Below are 16,152 nucleotides of genomic sequence, written 5' to 3' on the forward strand. Positions count from 1 at the left end.
ATTTTATTTAGCTCCTTTCTCTTGAAGCATTGGAAAACCTAATTTTTCGCGTTCGGAAACATATATTTTGGAAATACTTCTCGCTAAATTACGAATTCGAGCTATGTAACCCGTTCTTTCTGTTACGGAAATTACTCCTTTTGCATCAAGGAGGTTAAATGTATGTGAACATTTAAGCACATAATCATATGCAGGAAATACGAGTCCTTTTTCCATCGTTTGCTTCGCTTCTTGTTCATACATTGAGAACAAGTCGAAAAGCATATCTGTATTAGACTCTTTAAAAGTATAAGTGGAATGTTCATATTCAGGTTGATAAAAGATATCTCGAATGGTAACACCATTATTCCATTCAAGATCAAACACATTTTCTTTATCCTGAATATACGAAGCTAAACGTTCAATTCCATATGTTAATTCTACCGTTACAGGATTTGCTTCGAGTCCGCCAATTTGCTGGAAATAGGTGAATTGAGTGATTTCCATGCCATCTAGCCATACTTCCCAGCCTAATCCCGCTGCACCTAAAGTTGGATTCTCCCAGTTGTCTTCCACAAAACGAATATCATGTTCCAACGGGTTAATCCCTAGTTTTTTTAATGACTCTAAATATAGTTCTTGAATGTTATCTGGTGATGGCTTCATAATTACTTGGAATTGATGATGTTGATATAGCCGGTTCGGATTCTCCCCATATCTACCATCATCAGGACGTCTAGATGGTTCCACATAAGCTACATTCCAAGGCTCTGGACCTAAACTTCTTAATAGTGTCATTGGAGACATCGTACCTGCACCTTTTTCTGTATCATAGGCTTGCATAAGTATACAATTATGTTCTGACCAATGATTTTGTAGTGTTAAAATCATTTCTTGTATATTCATATTGTCAACTCCTTATTTTTTACTGCGAGGATCACTAAAGGTTAAATACTGTTATCCCACACTTTTTTTATAAGAAAAACCGTCCCTATGTCTACTATAGACATAGGGACGGTTTTACCGCGGTTCCACCCTACTTGCTCAAGATACATGAGCCACTTTATAGTTCATTGCTCAGAAGTTCCTTCTTAAGGTTACTATCCTCTAGCTTTCACTATCCTAGAGTCGCTAATCATAGTAAATCCTTAATACTCTTCTTCTTCATCGCAATAGAATTTATTATTAAATATGTAAAAATAATACTCTATACGGTTCATATTTGTCAATCTACATAAAGTGAAATTTTATTCATTGTAGGAATTACCGTTCTTTACATTCGGAATAAAAAAATCGAGTTGATCTAATACTTTACGGGATTTTATCCAAAATCCACCGTACTGATCATAATACTCATACAGTATTTTTCTTATCAATTGAACATTTTCTTTCTTCATTCGAATATTTCCAATTCGCTTTAAATCTACTTCACTAAAAAGATACAGCAAACGAGATAACTTTTCCGATATATGAATGGCTTCCGGATCAAAATAAGCGCATTGTTGACATAACATGCCACCTTCTCTAATTGAAAACTTACTCAGGCCTTCTTGATTACCGCATCTACTACATTGGTGAAGAACAGGGGCAAATCCTGCTTTTTTATATAACTTTAATTCATACATAATTACAGGGATATCTACCTCATCTTGATTATTTATCCACAATAAAGTCTGATAAAATTGTTCGTATAAGAACGGGTCATTTTCTTTAGCATCAAGCAGTTTATCGGTTAGTTCTGCCATATATGATACATAAGCAGTTTTAAAAATATCTTCTCGAATAATCCGAAAAGAGTCAAGTACTTCCCCCTGTTGTATCGTACTCAATCCTGATCCGATATATACAAAGAATCGAGCATTAATGAATGGCTGCGTAACAGCAGCCATCCTACTTTTTGGTTTTTTTGCGCCTTTTGCCAAAGCATTAAATTTACCTATTTTATTACTAAATATAGTTACTAATTTATGCGTTTCTCCATAGTCTTTCGTTTTAATAATAATTCCATCAATTTTTTCAAGCAACCGCTTCACCTTACTTTCTTTCCAAGATGAGCTATAGATTGGTTTCAGTAGAAGATACTTCTGTTGATTCTTTAGCCTGTCCATTATTATCCATTGTTGCATTTTCTAATTCTTTCATCAATAAATAGGTTTCTATGTTTCCTGTCTGACTAAACAACTTCCATGTTAAATCTACCACAAGAAACCCCACCTTTCTTTAATTATTAGGTTGAAAATGTAACTTATTTATAGAATGGCTTTTCTAAATCAAATCATAAGTATTAAATATTTCCATGTTTAATATTCGTCACTTCTAAATCCAAATTCATGTAATTGGTTTTGCCTGTTTCTCCAGTCTTTTTTCACTTTAATCCATAGCTCTAGATATACTTTGGAGCCGAGTAGTGCTTCAATATCTCTTCTTGCTTGTTTTCCAATATTTTTCAACATGGTTCCTTGCTTTCCAATCAATATCCCTTTTTGAGAACTTCTTTCCGTCACAATCGTCGCTTGAATTAGTAACTTTTCATTTTCATTCTTCTCTATATTCTCAATGACTACTGCAATTGAATGAGGCACCTCTTCTTTTGTTAAATGCAATACCTTTTCTCGTATTAATTCAGATATAACAAATCGTTCTGGGTGATCTGTCACTTGATCCTCCGGATAATATTGAGGACCTTCCGGCAAATGCTCCTTCAACACATCTACTAAATGGTCGACATTATTTCCCTCTAGAGCAGATATAGGTATAATTTCCTCAAAATCGTATAGTGACTTGTACTTTTCAATGAGTGGTAATAGCTGATCAGGGTGAATTAAATCAATCTTATTAATAATAAGAAATACAGGGCTATTAACCTTTTGCAATAAATCAATAATGTATTGGTCCCCTCTTCCATATCCCTCATCTGCATTTATCATGAATAATATGCTATCGACTTCATTTAGCGTATCTTCTGCAATTTGAACCATAAAATCACCAAGACGATGTTTCGGCTTATGAATACCTGGTGTGTCGATAAAGATCATTTGTGCATCATTTGTAGTAAATACACCTTGTATTTTGTTCCTTGTTGTCTGCGCTTTATCACTCATAATTGCAATCTTTTGACCGATTACTTTATTCATAAAAGTTGATTTACCAACATTAGGGCGACCAATAATTGATAAAAATCCTGATTTAAAATTTGTTTCCATATTGTATCCTCCGAGACGTTAAATTTTATTAATTTATATCATACTATAAAATGATTTCAGTTTCATTAAATCGACAAAACGTTTAAAAACTTTCTTTTTTTTGCGGTAGATTTTTGTACCAATAAACATCCTCTAAAAGTTAAATTATTAATTCCATACGAAGTACAGTCTCTATCTTTTATATAATAAGACAAAGACTACAAATCTGCGTTCCGGACGTAGCCGAAGCTACTTCAGTAATTTCGTTATCCGCTGCACACGAACGTATATATATATATCTTTTACAGTAAAAAAAGTCCAAATCTCATCTAAGATTTAGACCTTTACATTCTAATAATAATTGATTCATGTTTCTTCGCGTTACATAAGCTCAATTATCCTAGGAACAAAAATCATAATACCAACTACTACTGCAATAATAGCAGCGATTAAAACTGCACCTGCTGAAACATCCTTAATATGTTTGACTGCTGGATGAATCTCAGGTTGTACATAATCCATTACTTTTTCTATGGAGCTGTTAATCATTTCTGTAATTAACACCAGTCCAATTGTGAGCATAATGATTGCCCACTCTACATTTGATAAGCCAATGATGATACCAAAAAATATTACAATTACCGTTGAAATTAAATGTAGTTGAAAATTGGATTCCGTCGAAGCAATTTCTTTAAGACCATCCCAAGCATATCGGAAGCCTATTTTTCTTCGTTTACCTTTCAACGCCAAACTCACCTAGTATTTCTTCTTGTCGAGAAAACATTTTCTTCTCATCCTCTTCTTTCATATGATCATAACCTAACAGGTGTAAAAAACCATGTACTGCTAAAAATCCTAATTCTCTTTCTAGACTATGATCATATTCAATGGATTGTTCTTTTGCTTTATCCACAGAGATAACAATATCTCCTAATACTAGTGGTCCATCAGCTCCGATGATCTCCATCTCATCTTCATTACTTTCTTGCATTGCAAATGAAATAACATCTGTTGGAGTATCTTTTTGACGGTAATTACGGTTGAGAACTTGAATTTCTTTATTGTCGACAAAGTTTACGGACAATTCAGCTTCAGAAGTAACTCCTTCTTTTTGAGCAGCAAAATCCAATAATCGTTGAATTAAATCAATATAATCCTCCGATACAGAGTTTGTTTCATCGTGAAAGTCAATATGCATTAGTTTTCCTCCTCTTTCGGATATTGGATTCGAGAGTGAAATATTCCTTTGAGTGATTCACAAATAGTAAATTGAATTACAGTAAGCTCCTTTAATGTTAAAGGACTATCATTTAATTGTCCATCAGCAACTTTATCACGGATAATACCAGAAACAATTGCTTCTATCTTTTCTTCCGTTGGTTCTTTTAAAGAACGAACTGCTGCTTCGACTGAATCACATATACAGATGATTGCTGTTTCTTTTAGTTTCGGTTTTGGACCTGGATATCGAAAATCACTTTCTTCTACTTCAGGGTTTTCTTCCTTCTCTTTCATATAAAAATATTTTAGTAAAGAATTGGAGTGATGCTGCATCGCTATATCGATAATTTCTTTCGGCATGTGATGCTCTTTTAACATATCAGCACCATCATATGGATGACTAATTATTATTTCAGCACTTTTCTTTGGTGACATAAAATCATGAGGGTTACGCATAGATACTTGATTTTCAATAAAATACTGTGGTCTAACTGTTTTCCCTATATCATGATAATATGCCCCAACTCTTGCCAATAATCCATTGGCCCCTATAGCTTCACATGCTGTTTCACTTATATTTGCCACCATTACCGAATGATGATATGTTCCAGGCGCTTCAGTTAATAATTTTTTTAATAACGGTTGATTAGGGTTAGACAATTGAAGTAATTTCATATCTGATAATACACCTAGTAGGCTTTCGAACAGTGGTAGCATTCCCATTGCTAACACTGCAGCGAGACAAGCTGAGATTATTCCAAAACTACCTTGAATAATGATATCCATCCATGTATATTTTTCAAACGATAAAAATATAAATAATAGTATAGTGGCAATATGGATAAGTGACATCCCAAAAGCAGATTTAAGGATGGCATATCTATCTTTAACATTAGATAGTAGTCCAACCGCCGCTACTTGAGAGACTAAAAAATATATTCCTACTTCAACATTCAACGCTCCCGCAATTTGACCATTAAAAATAACCGTTGCGATAATCGAATAAAATATTGCCATTTTTATTGCAATCCGCTCATGTAACAGTAACTTATGTAAAATTGCTGCTGTGGCAATTGGTGTTACAAAGAACAATTGATTTGATTGAGATGTATACAAGCTGGTGACCTTCATTAGAAATACAGTGACTACACTGATTAATAAAACTGCCGCAACTTTTTTCATATTCCAATCATTTTCTTTTGCATTTCGATATAACTCAACTGCTATAAATAATGTAATGATAGCTACTAACAAACCTAGTCCCAATAAAGGGAAAATATTTCTTTCAGAGTCTAAAACACCTACTAAATCTAATTTTTCATAGATTTCATTCGTGATTGTTTGACCTTCTCGAACGATTACCTCTCCAGCTCGAATCATCACTGGATCAACTGTTGTAGCAGCATCTTTTCTAGCCTGTGAGGTTTTTTCATAATCAAAAAATGAATTCTCTGTTACTGTAAAATTCGCCAGATCATTAAGCGCTAATGTTAATTCCTCATTGAAATCGGAATATTCTACGGTTTGTTCTACATTAGCTATTGCTGTCTGTATATTTTCTGTCCTGACACCCCTATCCAATGTTTCCTCTAAAGCTTCTATAAATACCGTTTTGGCTTGATTTAAATCTTCATCCGATTGGGAAAGGAAGGTAATTAAAGTCTGGTCACTAAGTTCATTACTTATTTCATTTGATAATAATTGCTTTAACTGGATCGCCTTATCTTGATCGGTCAATGGCGGTACATCATTGTCATCATTCATTTCTTCGTCTTGCTCTTCATAAAATTTATCAACTGCATCAAATAATTCCGTAACGTAATTTAATTTCTCTTCTGTTACTTCTTCTGAAATATCATATCGATCTGGTACAGATTGAACAGCTTCCCTTGTCCTTCTTTCTGTCTCACCTTCATCTTCGATTGTGATTGGTGACCGTATGGTTTGACTAGCGTTACTAAACCTCTCGATTTCATAAGTTTCTGTCTGTACGTTGTCCCACATCAATACAAAAAATAGAAGCCCTAATAAAATTGCTGGTGGAATAATAATAATTGCTGAATGTTTTTGTTTAAACAACTGATACCTTTCTACCCATTTCTCTTTCACGCAGTTTCACCCCAATGATATAGAAATAAGACCCTTTTTACGGGTCTTACTTTTGTATAAGTTTTCATTTTTCATAAGCGTCAATTACTTTTGAACAAGTGGATGTCGAACTACGTCAGTTTGACTGAGGTGAATGAAGGATATTCCTTCAACTTTAGAAAGTAGTTGTTCTGCAACTTGTAGCCCGGAAGTTACTCCTTTTGGTAAATCAATCTGTGTAATATCACCAGTTATTATCATTTTTGATCCAAATCCAAGACGAGTTAAAAACATTTTCATTTGTGCGGGTGTGGTGTTTTGAGCCTCATCCAATATAACAAATGCATCATCTAATGTTCTGCCCCTCATATAGGCTAGAGGCGCAATTTCTATCGTCTCTCGTTCAATGAGACGTAATGTATGCTCTGACCCAAGAACATCATGTAGCGCATCATAGAGAGGTCGTAAATAAGGATCAACTTTCTCTTTTAAATCTCCTGGCAAAAAACCTAGACTTTCCCCAGCTTCTACTGCGGGGCGCGTTAGTATTATCTTTTTAACTAGTCCATTTTTTAATGCATGCACTGCCATAACTACAGCTAAATAGGTCTTCCCCGTACCCGCTGGACCAATTCCAAACACTAAGTCATTACCTTTAATTGATTGTATATAGCTTTTTTGTCCAAGCGTCTTTACCCTAATGGATTTCCCTTTATAATTCTTTGTTATTTCGTCTTCAAATAAAGTCTCAAACTGCGAGATTTTACCTTTACGTGACAACTCTACGGCGTAAACAACATCACGTTCGGTTATCGTTTGTCCTTTTCGGATAACATTTAACATTGCTAAAAGAATCTCTTTAACTTGTTGTATTGCTTGTTCTGAACCAGAAACACTAACTGCTTCTCCACGTGATACAATATTTACATCGAGCAATGTTTCTAGCTGTTGTAGGTGCTTATCATTTGTACCGAATAAACCTAAAGTTTCATTGGTACCATTTAATTGCAAATCTAAATCAGTTAAACGTTCGGACATAATCAGTCTCCTTGGCGAATAGGTTCATTTTTAACAATATTTTCTTCTACAGAAACATAAACGATTAATTTTACTTTACCATGCTCGATACGTTCATGCAAAACTTTTTCTGACAATATTTCTGCATCAGGACCTAGTTCAGTCTCTAGTTGTTTTACCGCTTGCTTTTTCCCTGCATCAATCGCTTCTTCCTTCGTTCTTTCACCTTCATATAATTGTTTTTCGTTAATTTCAGATTCTATAATTGAAATTGGTAGCTGCCATTTTAAAAACTGTATCGGTTTTTCATTTAATTCCACTTGTGTTTGTTCAAATTCGGGATCACGAAATCCCCATATAGGCAATTGAAGTTGTCCCATTTTCATATAATATTTATTTTTACTTTTTCCTGTTAACTGTTCATAATTATACGATAAGGGTACTGTTAATGTAACTTCATACCATGTATTTGCAAAGATCTCTGCTTCAGCAGTAATTGGTGGAGTTTTTCTCTTTTCCGAGTCACTTTCATCTTCATCTTGATTTTCTTCATAACTCAAGTCTCCAGATACGAGTAAATCTCCTGGTTTAACATAATCATTAATTTGTTTTACAGGTTCCCCTTTTGAAACATACATCCTTGTTATTACTCCTTCTTTAGCAGCAACAATATTTCCTGGTTCACCTGGGTCTAGTTCTTCAACAATTAACTTTTCCACCCCTTCTAAGTATAGGGTTGTCCCTCGTAATTCAACGCCTGCCCACAACAATTCTGGAACATCATCTAATAAATTTCTTTGTATATCTTTTGGTGAATCCACAGAAAATAACCACACACCAGAGTGAATACCATAACTATCTAATTGCACTTTAATTTTTTCTTCTATTTCTTTCGGTACACCTGTGATATTAACAGACCATAACAAATTAGATAAAAATAAAAAAAACAATACTCCAACTAATATACCTATTACTAAAAATCGCTTCTTCAAAAACCGAGCAAATCCAAACGGTAATCCTTTCCTCTCTTCAAAAGAAATTTTATATAATGTTCTTCTACGTAATTGTTTTAATTTCTTAATATCTTGTAACTTTAATTTAGCAACACAATCTTTTGAAGAGATTTTTTTTGCATCCCATACCAAAATACCTTCATTAGCACATTTTTGGAAAAATAGCTCCGGCTTTTCGCCAGAGACTCGAACAGTTACATATCCTCGGATCCTCTTACCATAATTACGTTTCATTGGAACCTCCTGTCCTACGAGTTAATTCGGTAAAAACTTCACCTCATGAATGGTACCCTCCAACATTATTTCTTTCGGTAACATCATTTTTAATACAAATGCATCTCCTTTAATTTGTACATAACCATTCGTTACCTTTAATTTTAATTCGTTATTTGAGTAAACCTCTAACCCTTGATGATTTTCAATATAAAAGTGAATATGCCCTATGATTGTTATTCTAGGCATCTCTAGAATAACATCAGAAGGAAGAGAGAATTGTTCAATTAATAGTGAACGAATTCGCTGATGCCATTTAGCCAATGATGATCCCCCCTCACATAGATATGTATGAAAAAACTTCATCAATAAGAACAAGAACCGTTGACTAAACCTAATTAACATACAAAAATTCATATACAATGGGTAAGGATACTATATGACAATTGAAGAGAATCGCACAGTCCAACCAATCTTTAGTTTATTTAATCCAGTTCACTTTCTATCATGGTCTGTTAGATATGGATGAAATAATATCTAACACAAAAATCCCGATTAACCGTAAGGATAATCGGGATTTACATTAATCAAATATTATTTATCTAATGTGAACGATCACGTATCACACTTCGATATGGTTTCTTTGCCCTTGGAGAGCCTAGAACTTCTGCCATAATTACACCATTCACAAGACCTTCTGCGCTTAAATTACTAGTAACTCGACGCTTCATTTCTTGCTGACTTATACCTTGATGATCGTCTTTCTTTGTAGGTAATACTGTAGACGTATCTTTCTTCTCCAGATTCTCTACATTCTGCACCTGGGCACTATACTTATTAGCAATGCGTTTCATTTGCTCTTGCTGTTGTTCCTGTATATTACCTGCTGCTGACATATTAGGCCTATCATTTTCGGTATAAACCTTTCTTTCTGCTCTGGGTTGGCGCTGGGTAGTTCTAGGAGCAGAGCTGGACTGTTTTTGAGGAGGAGTTTTCTTTTTTTGCTCTTCCTGATTTTTCTTTTTGCCATCTCCAAGTACTGCAATGATACCTGAAATAATAACAAAAATTAAAAATAGGTTTTCAAAAATCCAGTCCATTATATCCCTCCTTTACATCCACATATGGTTTTACTGTTGGTCATCATCTTTATTCTCTTTAGACAATTTACCAATAGAATCACGCATATCTGTATCAGCATCAATGTTTTGGTAATTCATATAATCCATAACACCCATTTTTCCTGAACGTAATGCTTCTGCTAAAGCAAGTGGTACATCCGCTTCTGCTTCCACAACTTTCGCACGCATTTCTTGAACACGAGCGACCATTTCTTGTTCTTGTGCTACTGCCATTGCGCGACGTTCTTCTGCTTTTGCTTGTGCAATATTCTTATCTGCTTCTGCTTGGTCAGTTTGTAAGATTGCACCAATGTTCTTGCCGATGTCCACATCTGCAATATCAATAGATAGAATTTCAAATGCAGTACCAGAGTCCAGACCTTTACTCAACACTGTTTGTGAAATAGAATCTGGATTTTCTAAAACTTGTTTATGGTGATCAGAGCTACCGATAGTACTTACAACACCTTCACCAACACGAGCGATAATTGTTTCTTCACCTGCACCACCGACCAAACGGTCAATATTTGCACGCACTGTGATACGAGCAAGTGCCTTTACTTCAATACCATCCATAGCAATACCTGCAATAAACGGCGTTTCAATAACTTTTGGATTAACGCTCATTTGTACAGCTTCCAAAACATCACGACCAGCTAAGTCAATAGCTGCCCCACGTTCAAATGGTAAATCTATGTTTGCACGGTGTGCTGCAATTAATGCATTCACTACTCGGTCCACATTACCACCCGCAAGGTAATGGCTCTCTAATTGATTGGTTTTTACATTTAATCCTGCTTTATGCGCTTTAATCAGCGGATTAATTACTCGATTTGGTACAACCCTACGTAAACGCATCCCAATTAGAGTGAAGATACTTATCTTAACCCCTGCAGCAAGTGCACTAATCCATAGTGCTACTGGTACAAAAGTAAACAAAATTGCTAAAGCGATGAGTACCGCTGCTATAATAATTATTGGTAAAATTATACTGTTTTCCATTTACACGCCTCCTAATTTTCTTTTATTTCCTTTACTACTACACGAACACCTTCTACACGAATGATCTTAAGATGTTGCCCTTTACCTATAAAAGAACCATCTGACACTACGTCAATTTGTTCATCTTCAAATAGGCCAATACCTGATGGGCGAAGTGGTGTTAGTGCTCTTCCTTCTAGCCCTACTAATTCTATTCGGTTAACAGAAGAAACATACCCTTGTTCTGTTGCAGTACTATCTCTTAGTATAATATGGCGGAAAACTCCTTTATCCATTCCAATTCTTCTAAACAATATTACTCCAACAATTACGGCTATTAAAAAGGCTATACCTATACTTAAAGACATATGACCAAGATCGTAACCGGACATAAACAAAGATCCTATTACAGCAGCAATACCAATAAAGCCCATAATACCGCTTGTAACAAAAAATTCAGCAATAATTAAACCGACGCCAATTAATAGGAGAATGATTGCTTCCATTCCTGCAAGACCAGCAACAATATGACCATAGAAGAATAATATTAATGCAACTAAGCCCATTGTTCCAGCAACACCAAACCCAGGTGAGTACAACTCTACGACTAAACCAAGACTAGCAACGGAGAGAAGAATAGGGATTACTACAGGGTTCGTTAGAAAGCGGGCTAATTCCTCTGCAAAAGATGTTTCGACTTCTACTATACTTGCATTACTTAGTTCTAGTTGTGTAAGTAACTCATTCCGATCATCTACTATTCCTTCTGCATAACCAACTTCAACAGCATCATTAGGTCCTAATGTTAAAAATTTTCCTTCTCCTGCACCAAATTCTGGAAGATCGATACTACTATCCGCCATTGCTGCGGCATATATTGGATCTCTCCCTTGCGATTCAGCAGCACTTCTCATTTGCGCTAACCAAGCAGATTGCGCTTTTGCATCTGCAGCTGTTCCATCTTGATTGATTACCCCACTTGCACCCATTGTAGCATGAGGATTGAAGTAAATATTATCAGAAAATAATGCGATATAAGACCCAGCTGAAAGTGCTTCATTAACAATATACGATGTGGAAGGAACGACCAAACTTTGAATCAGCGAACCGATTTTTCCTGCCGAGTCAACTCTTCCCCCTGGTGTGTCTATCTCAAAAATGATATGATCTGCACCATTCTCCATCGCTTCCTCTGTTGCTCGTTTCAAGAAGGCTTCTAGACCTCGCTCTACTTCATTTTCAATTGGAATAATATAGACTGTTTCTCCTTCTCCCTGTTCTGCCTCTACACTATTCCCAGAAGCAAAAGGTATGCAAAAAAGAATCACAATGAAAGTTATGTATACAGCATATCTTAACCGCTTTCCAATCAACTTAAATCACCCCCTACAAAGCACCTGTACCTATAATACGAAGCAATCAGTTAAAAGGATTCATCTTTTTTCGTGTATTCGGTACATCTTGATAGTACCACATAATTGAATACTAGAGAAAGTCTGACCTTAACATCGAATAAAGTGAATCTTCGTAATAGGAGAGTTTTATTCTTCCTTCACTGTGTTTTAGCAATATGGGAGCATAATCTAAAGTCCCCTCGAATAGGAAAAAATTATCCTATTCGTGTCTATGTTGCATACTCCAACCGAACCCAATTATGTTTTATTACTAATTGTATGCGATATGTAGACATAAATATTTTACCAAAAAAGAGATCATCCTAACTTAGGACGATCTCTTTTCATTAGCGCAATTCTTCTTGCACTGTTGTTTTTATTTGAGAGCCATCTGCTTTACCTTTTACTTTTGGCATAACAGCGCCCATCACTTTACCCATATCCTTCATCGATGTAGCATTCAATTCTTGAATTGTTTCTTGAATGATCGATCTTAACTCATCATCTGAAAGTTGCTCTGGTAAATACGTATTAAGTATTTCCAGTTCTTTTTCGATTTTTTCTACCAAATCTTCTCTTCCAGCATTATTGAATTCTTGGAGGGAATCTTTTCTTTGTTTAACTTCTCTAGATAGAATTGTTAATTCTTCGTCTTCAGAAAGTGTATCTTTACCAAGTTTAATCAATTCATTCTGAATAGAAGCTTTTACCATGCGAATAACGCTAAGGGTTTCTTTATCTTTGTTCTTCATCGCTTGCTTCATATCTTGATTCAGACGATCAAGTAACGTCATACGCTCGCACCTTCTTTAGAATTTACGTTTTCTAGCAGCTTCTGATTTCTTCTTACGTTTTACACTAGGCTTTTCATAGTGTTCACGTTTACGATATTCCTGTAGTGTACCGCTTTTTGATACACTGCGTTTAAAGCGACGAAGAGCATCTTCAAGAGACTCGTTTTTACGAACGCGAGTTGTATTTGACATGCTAATTTCCCTCCCTCCGAAGCACAAAACCATTTTATACATGCATGAATCTATTCTCATGCCTTTATAAAGTATAATATAAACAATCTTATAGGTCAACGGTTATTTGTATCTAATAATAAAAATAGGGAACAAAGATGAATTTGAAATTTAGTAATCTGATGTACCTTGTTCTCCTGAGACAATCGCTACCCCAGAACTAGCTCCAATTCTAGTTGCTCCAGCTTCAATCATTGCTTCTGTTTGCTCTAAATCACGAACACCACCAGATGCTTTCACTCCCATTTCAGGTCCTACTGTCTCTCGCATTAAGCGAATATCCTCAACAGTTGCGCCGCCACCAGAGAACCCAGTAGAAGTTTTTACATAGTCAGCCTCTGCATTTTTTGCTAATTTACAAGCACGTACTTTTTCATCTTCTGTTAAAAGACTTGTTTCAATTATCACTTTTGTTAAAGCTTTACCTTTTGCTGCTTCAACAACAGCACGGATGTCTTTTTCAACAAAAGCATCATTATTCGATTTTAATTCACCGACATTAATTACCATGTCTACTTCTGTAGCACCATCAGCAATAGCCTGATTGGTTTCAAAAATTTTCGTTTCAGTAGAAGTGGCTCCTAATGGGAATCCAATTACTGTACAAACTTTAACTGGTGTATCTTTTAATTCATTATAACAGTAAGAAACCCAGTGTGGATTAACACATACTGAAGCAAATTCATGTTGTTTTGCCTCTTCCACAATTTTTACAATACTTTGTTTTGTAGTATCTGGTTTTAATTGAGTATGATCAATATATTTAGCTAAATCCATTAAATCTCTTCCTTTCTGTGTTGTTAAGCTTCATAAACTTTTGCTTTACTGTGAGTTGAATGTTCCATTACACGAACAAAAACACCTTGATTAATAGGATATCCTGATTGAGTTACTTTGACTTTAACAATCTTTCCTATTAAGTCTGGTGTACCTTCAAATTGTACTTTCATATAATTATCAGTATAACCAACTAATGTATTGGATTGATTCTCATCTACTTGTTCTTCTGGAATTACCTCTAATACTTCATTTTCATATCTTGAAGCATATTCTTTAGCAAGTTGATCGGAGAGTGCAATTAAATCATGAACTCGTTTTTCTTTTATTGGATCTTCCACTTGATTTTCCATACGAGCAGCTGGTGTTCCTGTTCTTCTCGAGAATGGAAATACATGTAACTCTGCATAGCCTATTTCTTTGATAAAAGAATACGTTTGTTGAAACTCTTCCTCTGTTTCGCCTGGAAATCCAACGATAACATCGGAAGTAATTGCTAGTCCAGGTAATGCTTTTTGAAGTTTATTTACCTTCTCCTTATAAAAGCTTGTAGAATATTTTCTGCGCATACGAGCTAGAACACTATCAGATCCTGATTGAAGCGGTACATGCAGATGTCGCACAATTTTATTGCTTTGATCTATTACATCAATTACTTCATCCGTAATTTGACTCGCTTCAATAGAACTAATTCGAATTCGCTCTAATCCTTCTACTTCTTCTAGCTCTCTTAGTAACATAGCAAAATTATAGTCTTTCATATCTTCTCCATACCCAGCTGTATGAATCCCAGTCAGAACGAGCTCTTTATATCCTGCTTTTACTAATTTAGTAGCCTGCTCTATCACATTCTTTGGATCCCTAGATCGCAATAATCCTCTAGACCATGGGATAATACAAAATGTACAGAAGTTGTTACAACCTTCTTGTATTTTCAATGATGCACGTGTACGGTCTGTGAATACTGGGACGTCCATTTCTTCAAACACACGATTTTTCATTATGTTTGATACTCCATTTACTGGTTCTTTGGTTTTCTGATGTTCTTCAATATAGGAGAAGATATTTTTACGATCTTGTGTGCCTACTACTATATCTACACCAGGAATCTCCATAATCTCACCAGGCGACGTTTGAGCATAGCAACCTGTTACACAGACAACTGCATCTGGATTTTTACGAATCGCTCTACGGATGACTTGCCTGCTTTTTTTATCACCAGAATTAGTAACCGTACAAGTATTAATCACATAAACATCCGAATTATGATCAAAGTCTACTCTCTCATATCCTTCTTCTTTAAACATTCTCCAGATTCCTTCTGTTTCATAATGATTTACTTTACATCCTAGCGTGTGAAAAGCCACTGTTGTCATGTTAAACACCTCAATTCTTCTAATTGATAGGAAATACTCGATAGAGCATATAAAGCGGCTGTTTCTGTGCGTAAAATTCGTTTTCCAAGGCGAATGGGTATAAATCCATTTTCCCTTAATTGATCTGCTTCTTTAATTGAAAAGCCGCCTTCAGGACCAATACAGAGAATTATTTTATCATGAGATAAGATGTTTTGTAGTGTGTTCACTAAGTTTGAAGACATCTTCTCTGTTTTTGCTTCTTCTTCATAAGCAAATAATTTCACTGTGTATGCTGAAGCTTCATCCAAAATTTGTTTTAAATTCATTACTGAGTGTAGCGAAGGTATACGATTACGATGACTTTGCTCACTTGCTTCTTTAAGGATTTTTTGAAACCTCTTTACTTTTTTATGATATTTTTTTTCATCATTCCAAAGAGCTACTGACCGTTCAGCTTGGAATGGAATAAACGCGTCCGCGCCTAATTCAGTCCCTTTTTGAAGGATCAAATCAAACTTATCTCCTTTTGGAATACCTTGAGCAATCGTAACAGATACTGGTAATTCATTTGATTCCTCTAACCACTTTTCTATTTCCACATCCACATAGTCATCGGATAACTTTATAATATAGGTTAACGCAGCTCGTCCATTATCAGAAACGCAAATTAATTTCTCTCCAACTTGTGCTCGCATTACTCGTTGAATATGATGGACATCATCTCCAATGATTCGTATGGAGTTCTCAGTGACATTTTCTTGGGATACAAAGTATCTTTGCATC

General features: G+C 35.3%; 18 protein-coding genes and 1 pseudogene. 1 reads left to right on the plus strand and 18 read right to left on the minus strand.

Going from position 1 to position 16,152, the window contains the following annotated elements:
- Nucleotides 1-3: 3 nt before the first annotated feature.
- The 10 genes and pseudogenes from glyQ to yqfC all read right to left on the minus strand — a co-directional run bounded on the left by glyQ (nt 4) and on the right by yqfC (nt 9,037).
- Complete coding sequence (gene glyQ, locus OB_RS10050) at nt 4-885, minus strand: glycine--tRNA ligase subunit alpha (RefSeq protein WP_011066346.1); 882 nt, start codon at nt 883-885, stop codon at nt 4-6.
- 341 nt (nt 886-1,226) lie between these two features.
- Nucleotides 1,227-2,003 (minus strand): DNA repair protein RecO, encoded by a 777-nt coding sequence (gene recO / locus OB_RS10055; protein ID WP_011066347.1) that lies wholly within the window; start codon nt 2,001-2,003, stop codon nt 1,227-1,229.
- A 31-nt stretch (nt 2,004-2,034) separates the two neighbouring features.
- On the minus strand, nt 2,035-2,181 hold the full coding sequence (locus tag OB_RS18190; protein ID WP_081427513.1) for a YqzL family protein: 147 nt from the start codon (nt 2,179-2,181) through the stop codon (nt 2,035-2,037).
- Nucleotides 2,182-2,279: 98 nt separating this feature from the next.
- Complete coding sequence (gene era / locus OB_RS10060) at nt 2,280-3,182, minus strand: GTPase Era (RefSeq protein WP_011066348.1); 903 nt, start codon at nt 3,180-3,182, stop codon at nt 2,280-2,282.
- A gap of 360 nt (nt 3,183-3,542) precedes the next feature.
- A complete protein-coding gene (locus OB_RS10065) occupies nt 3,543-3,905 on the minus strand; it encodes a diacylglycerol kinase family protein (protein WP_011066349.1) in 363 nt (120 codons plus the stop codon).
- Nucleotides 3,895-4,359, minus strand: a complete 465-nt coding sequence (gene ybeY / locus OB_RS10070) for an rRNA maturation RNase YbeY (RefSeq protein ID WP_011066350.1) — start codon at nt 4,357-4,359, stop codon at nt 3,895-3,897. The genes OB_RS10065 and ybeY overlap by 11 nt, the downstream gene beginning before the upstream one ends.
- Entirely contained in the window at nt 4,359-6,491 is a 2,133-nt protein-coding gene (locus tag OB_RS10075; protein ID WP_041544185.1) for an HD family phosphohydrolase, read from the minus strand. The genes ybeY and OB_RS10075 overlap by 1 nt, the downstream gene beginning before the upstream one ends.
- Before the next feature lie 64 nt (nt 6,492-6,555).
- Nucleotides 6,556-7,508: pseudogene (locus OB_RS10080) on the minus strand (PhoH family protein).
- Nucleotides 7,509-7,510: 2 nt separating this feature from the next.
- A complete protein-coding gene (gene yqfD / locus OB_RS10085; RefSeq protein ID WP_011066353.1) occupies nt 7,511-8,734 on the minus strand; it encodes a sporulation protein YqfD in 1,224 nt (407 codons plus the stop codon).
- A gap of 21 nt (nt 8,735-8,755) precedes the next feature.
- Nucleotides 8,756-9,037, minus strand: a complete 282-nt coding sequence (gene yqfC / locus OB_RS10090; protein ID WP_011066354.1) for a sporulation protein YqfC — start codon at nt 9,035-9,037, stop codon at nt 8,756-8,758.
- 122 nt (nt 9,038-9,159) lie between these two features.
- Between yqfC and OB_RS18410 the strand changes: the two genes are divergently transcribed.
- Nucleotides 9,160-9,300: a hypothetical protein gene (locus OB_RS18410; protein WP_160162353.1), complete on the plus strand. Its 141-nt coding sequence runs from the start codon at nt 9,160-9,162 to the stop codon at nt 9,298-9,300.
- A gap of 15 nt (nt 9,301-9,315) precedes the next feature.
- On the opposite strand, the gene OB_RS10095 is transcribed toward OB_RS18410, so the two are convergent.
- The 8 genes from OB_RS10095 to OB_RS10130 form a co-directional block, all read right to left on the minus strand.
- A complete protein-coding gene (locus OB_RS10095; RefSeq protein WP_011066355.1) occupies nt 9,316-9,813 on the minus strand; it encodes a hypothetical protein in 498 nt (165 codons plus the stop codon).
- A 30-nt stretch (nt 9,814-9,843) separates the two neighbouring features.
- Nucleotides 9,844-10,836 carry a flotillin-like protein FloA gene (gene floA / locus OB_RS10100; RefSeq protein ID WP_011066356.1) on the minus strand — a complete coding sequence of 331 codons (993 nt, stop codon included), beginning with the start codon at nt 10,834-10,836 and terminating at the stop codon, nt 9,844-9,846.
- A gap of 11 nt (nt 10,837-10,847) precedes the next feature.
- Nucleotides 10,848-12,188 (minus strand): NfeD family protein, encoded by a 1,341-nt coding sequence (locus OB_RS10105; protein ID WP_011066357.1) that lies wholly within the window; start codon nt 12,186-12,188, stop codon nt 10,848-10,850.
- A 368-nt stretch (nt 12,189-12,556) separates the two neighbouring features.
- A complete protein-coding gene (locus OB_RS10110) occupies nt 12,557-13,003 on the minus strand; it encodes a GatB/YqeY domain-containing protein (RefSeq protein ID WP_011066358.1) in 447 nt (148 codons plus the stop codon).
- A gap of 15 nt (nt 13,004-13,018) precedes the next feature.
- Entirely contained in the window at nt 13,019-13,195 is a 177-nt protein-coding gene (gene rpsU, locus OB_RS10115) for a 30S ribosomal protein S21 (protein ID WP_010650937.1), read from the minus strand.
- A gap of 150 nt (nt 13,196-13,345) precedes the next feature.
- The gene (gene deoC / locus OB_RS10120) at nt 13,346-14,011 is read right to left on the minus strand and encodes a deoxyribose-phosphate aldolase (protein ID WP_011066360.1); all 666 of its coding nucleotides are present in this window, start codon (nt 14,009-14,011) and stop codon (nt 13,346-13,348) included.
- Nucleotides 14,012-14,034: 23 nt separating this feature from the next.
- Nucleotides 14,035-15,387 (minus strand): tRNA (N(6)-L-threonylcarbamoyladenosine(37)-C(2))-methylthiotransferase MtaB, encoded by a 1,353-nt coding sequence (mtaB, locus tag OB_RS10125; protein WP_011066361.1) that lies wholly within the window; start codon nt 15,385-15,387, stop codon nt 14,035-14,037.
- Nucleotides 15,384-16,151, minus strand: coding sequence for a 16S rRNA (uracil(1498)-N(3))-methyltransferase (locus OB_RS10130; RefSeq protein ID WP_011066362.1), 768 nt, complete (start codon nt 16,149-16,151; stop codon nt 15,384-15,386). Before OB_RS10130 ends, mtaB begins: the two co-directional genes overlap by 4 nt.
- Between the last annotated feature and the right edge of the window lies 1 nt (nt 16,152).

Origin of the sequence: Oceanobacillus iheyensis HTE831, from assembly GCF_000011245.1 — a bacterium.
In the GTDB taxonomy this organism is placed as follows: domain Bacteria; phylum Bacillota; class Bacilli; order Bacillales; family Amphibacillaceae; genus Oceanobacillus; species Oceanobacillus iheyensis.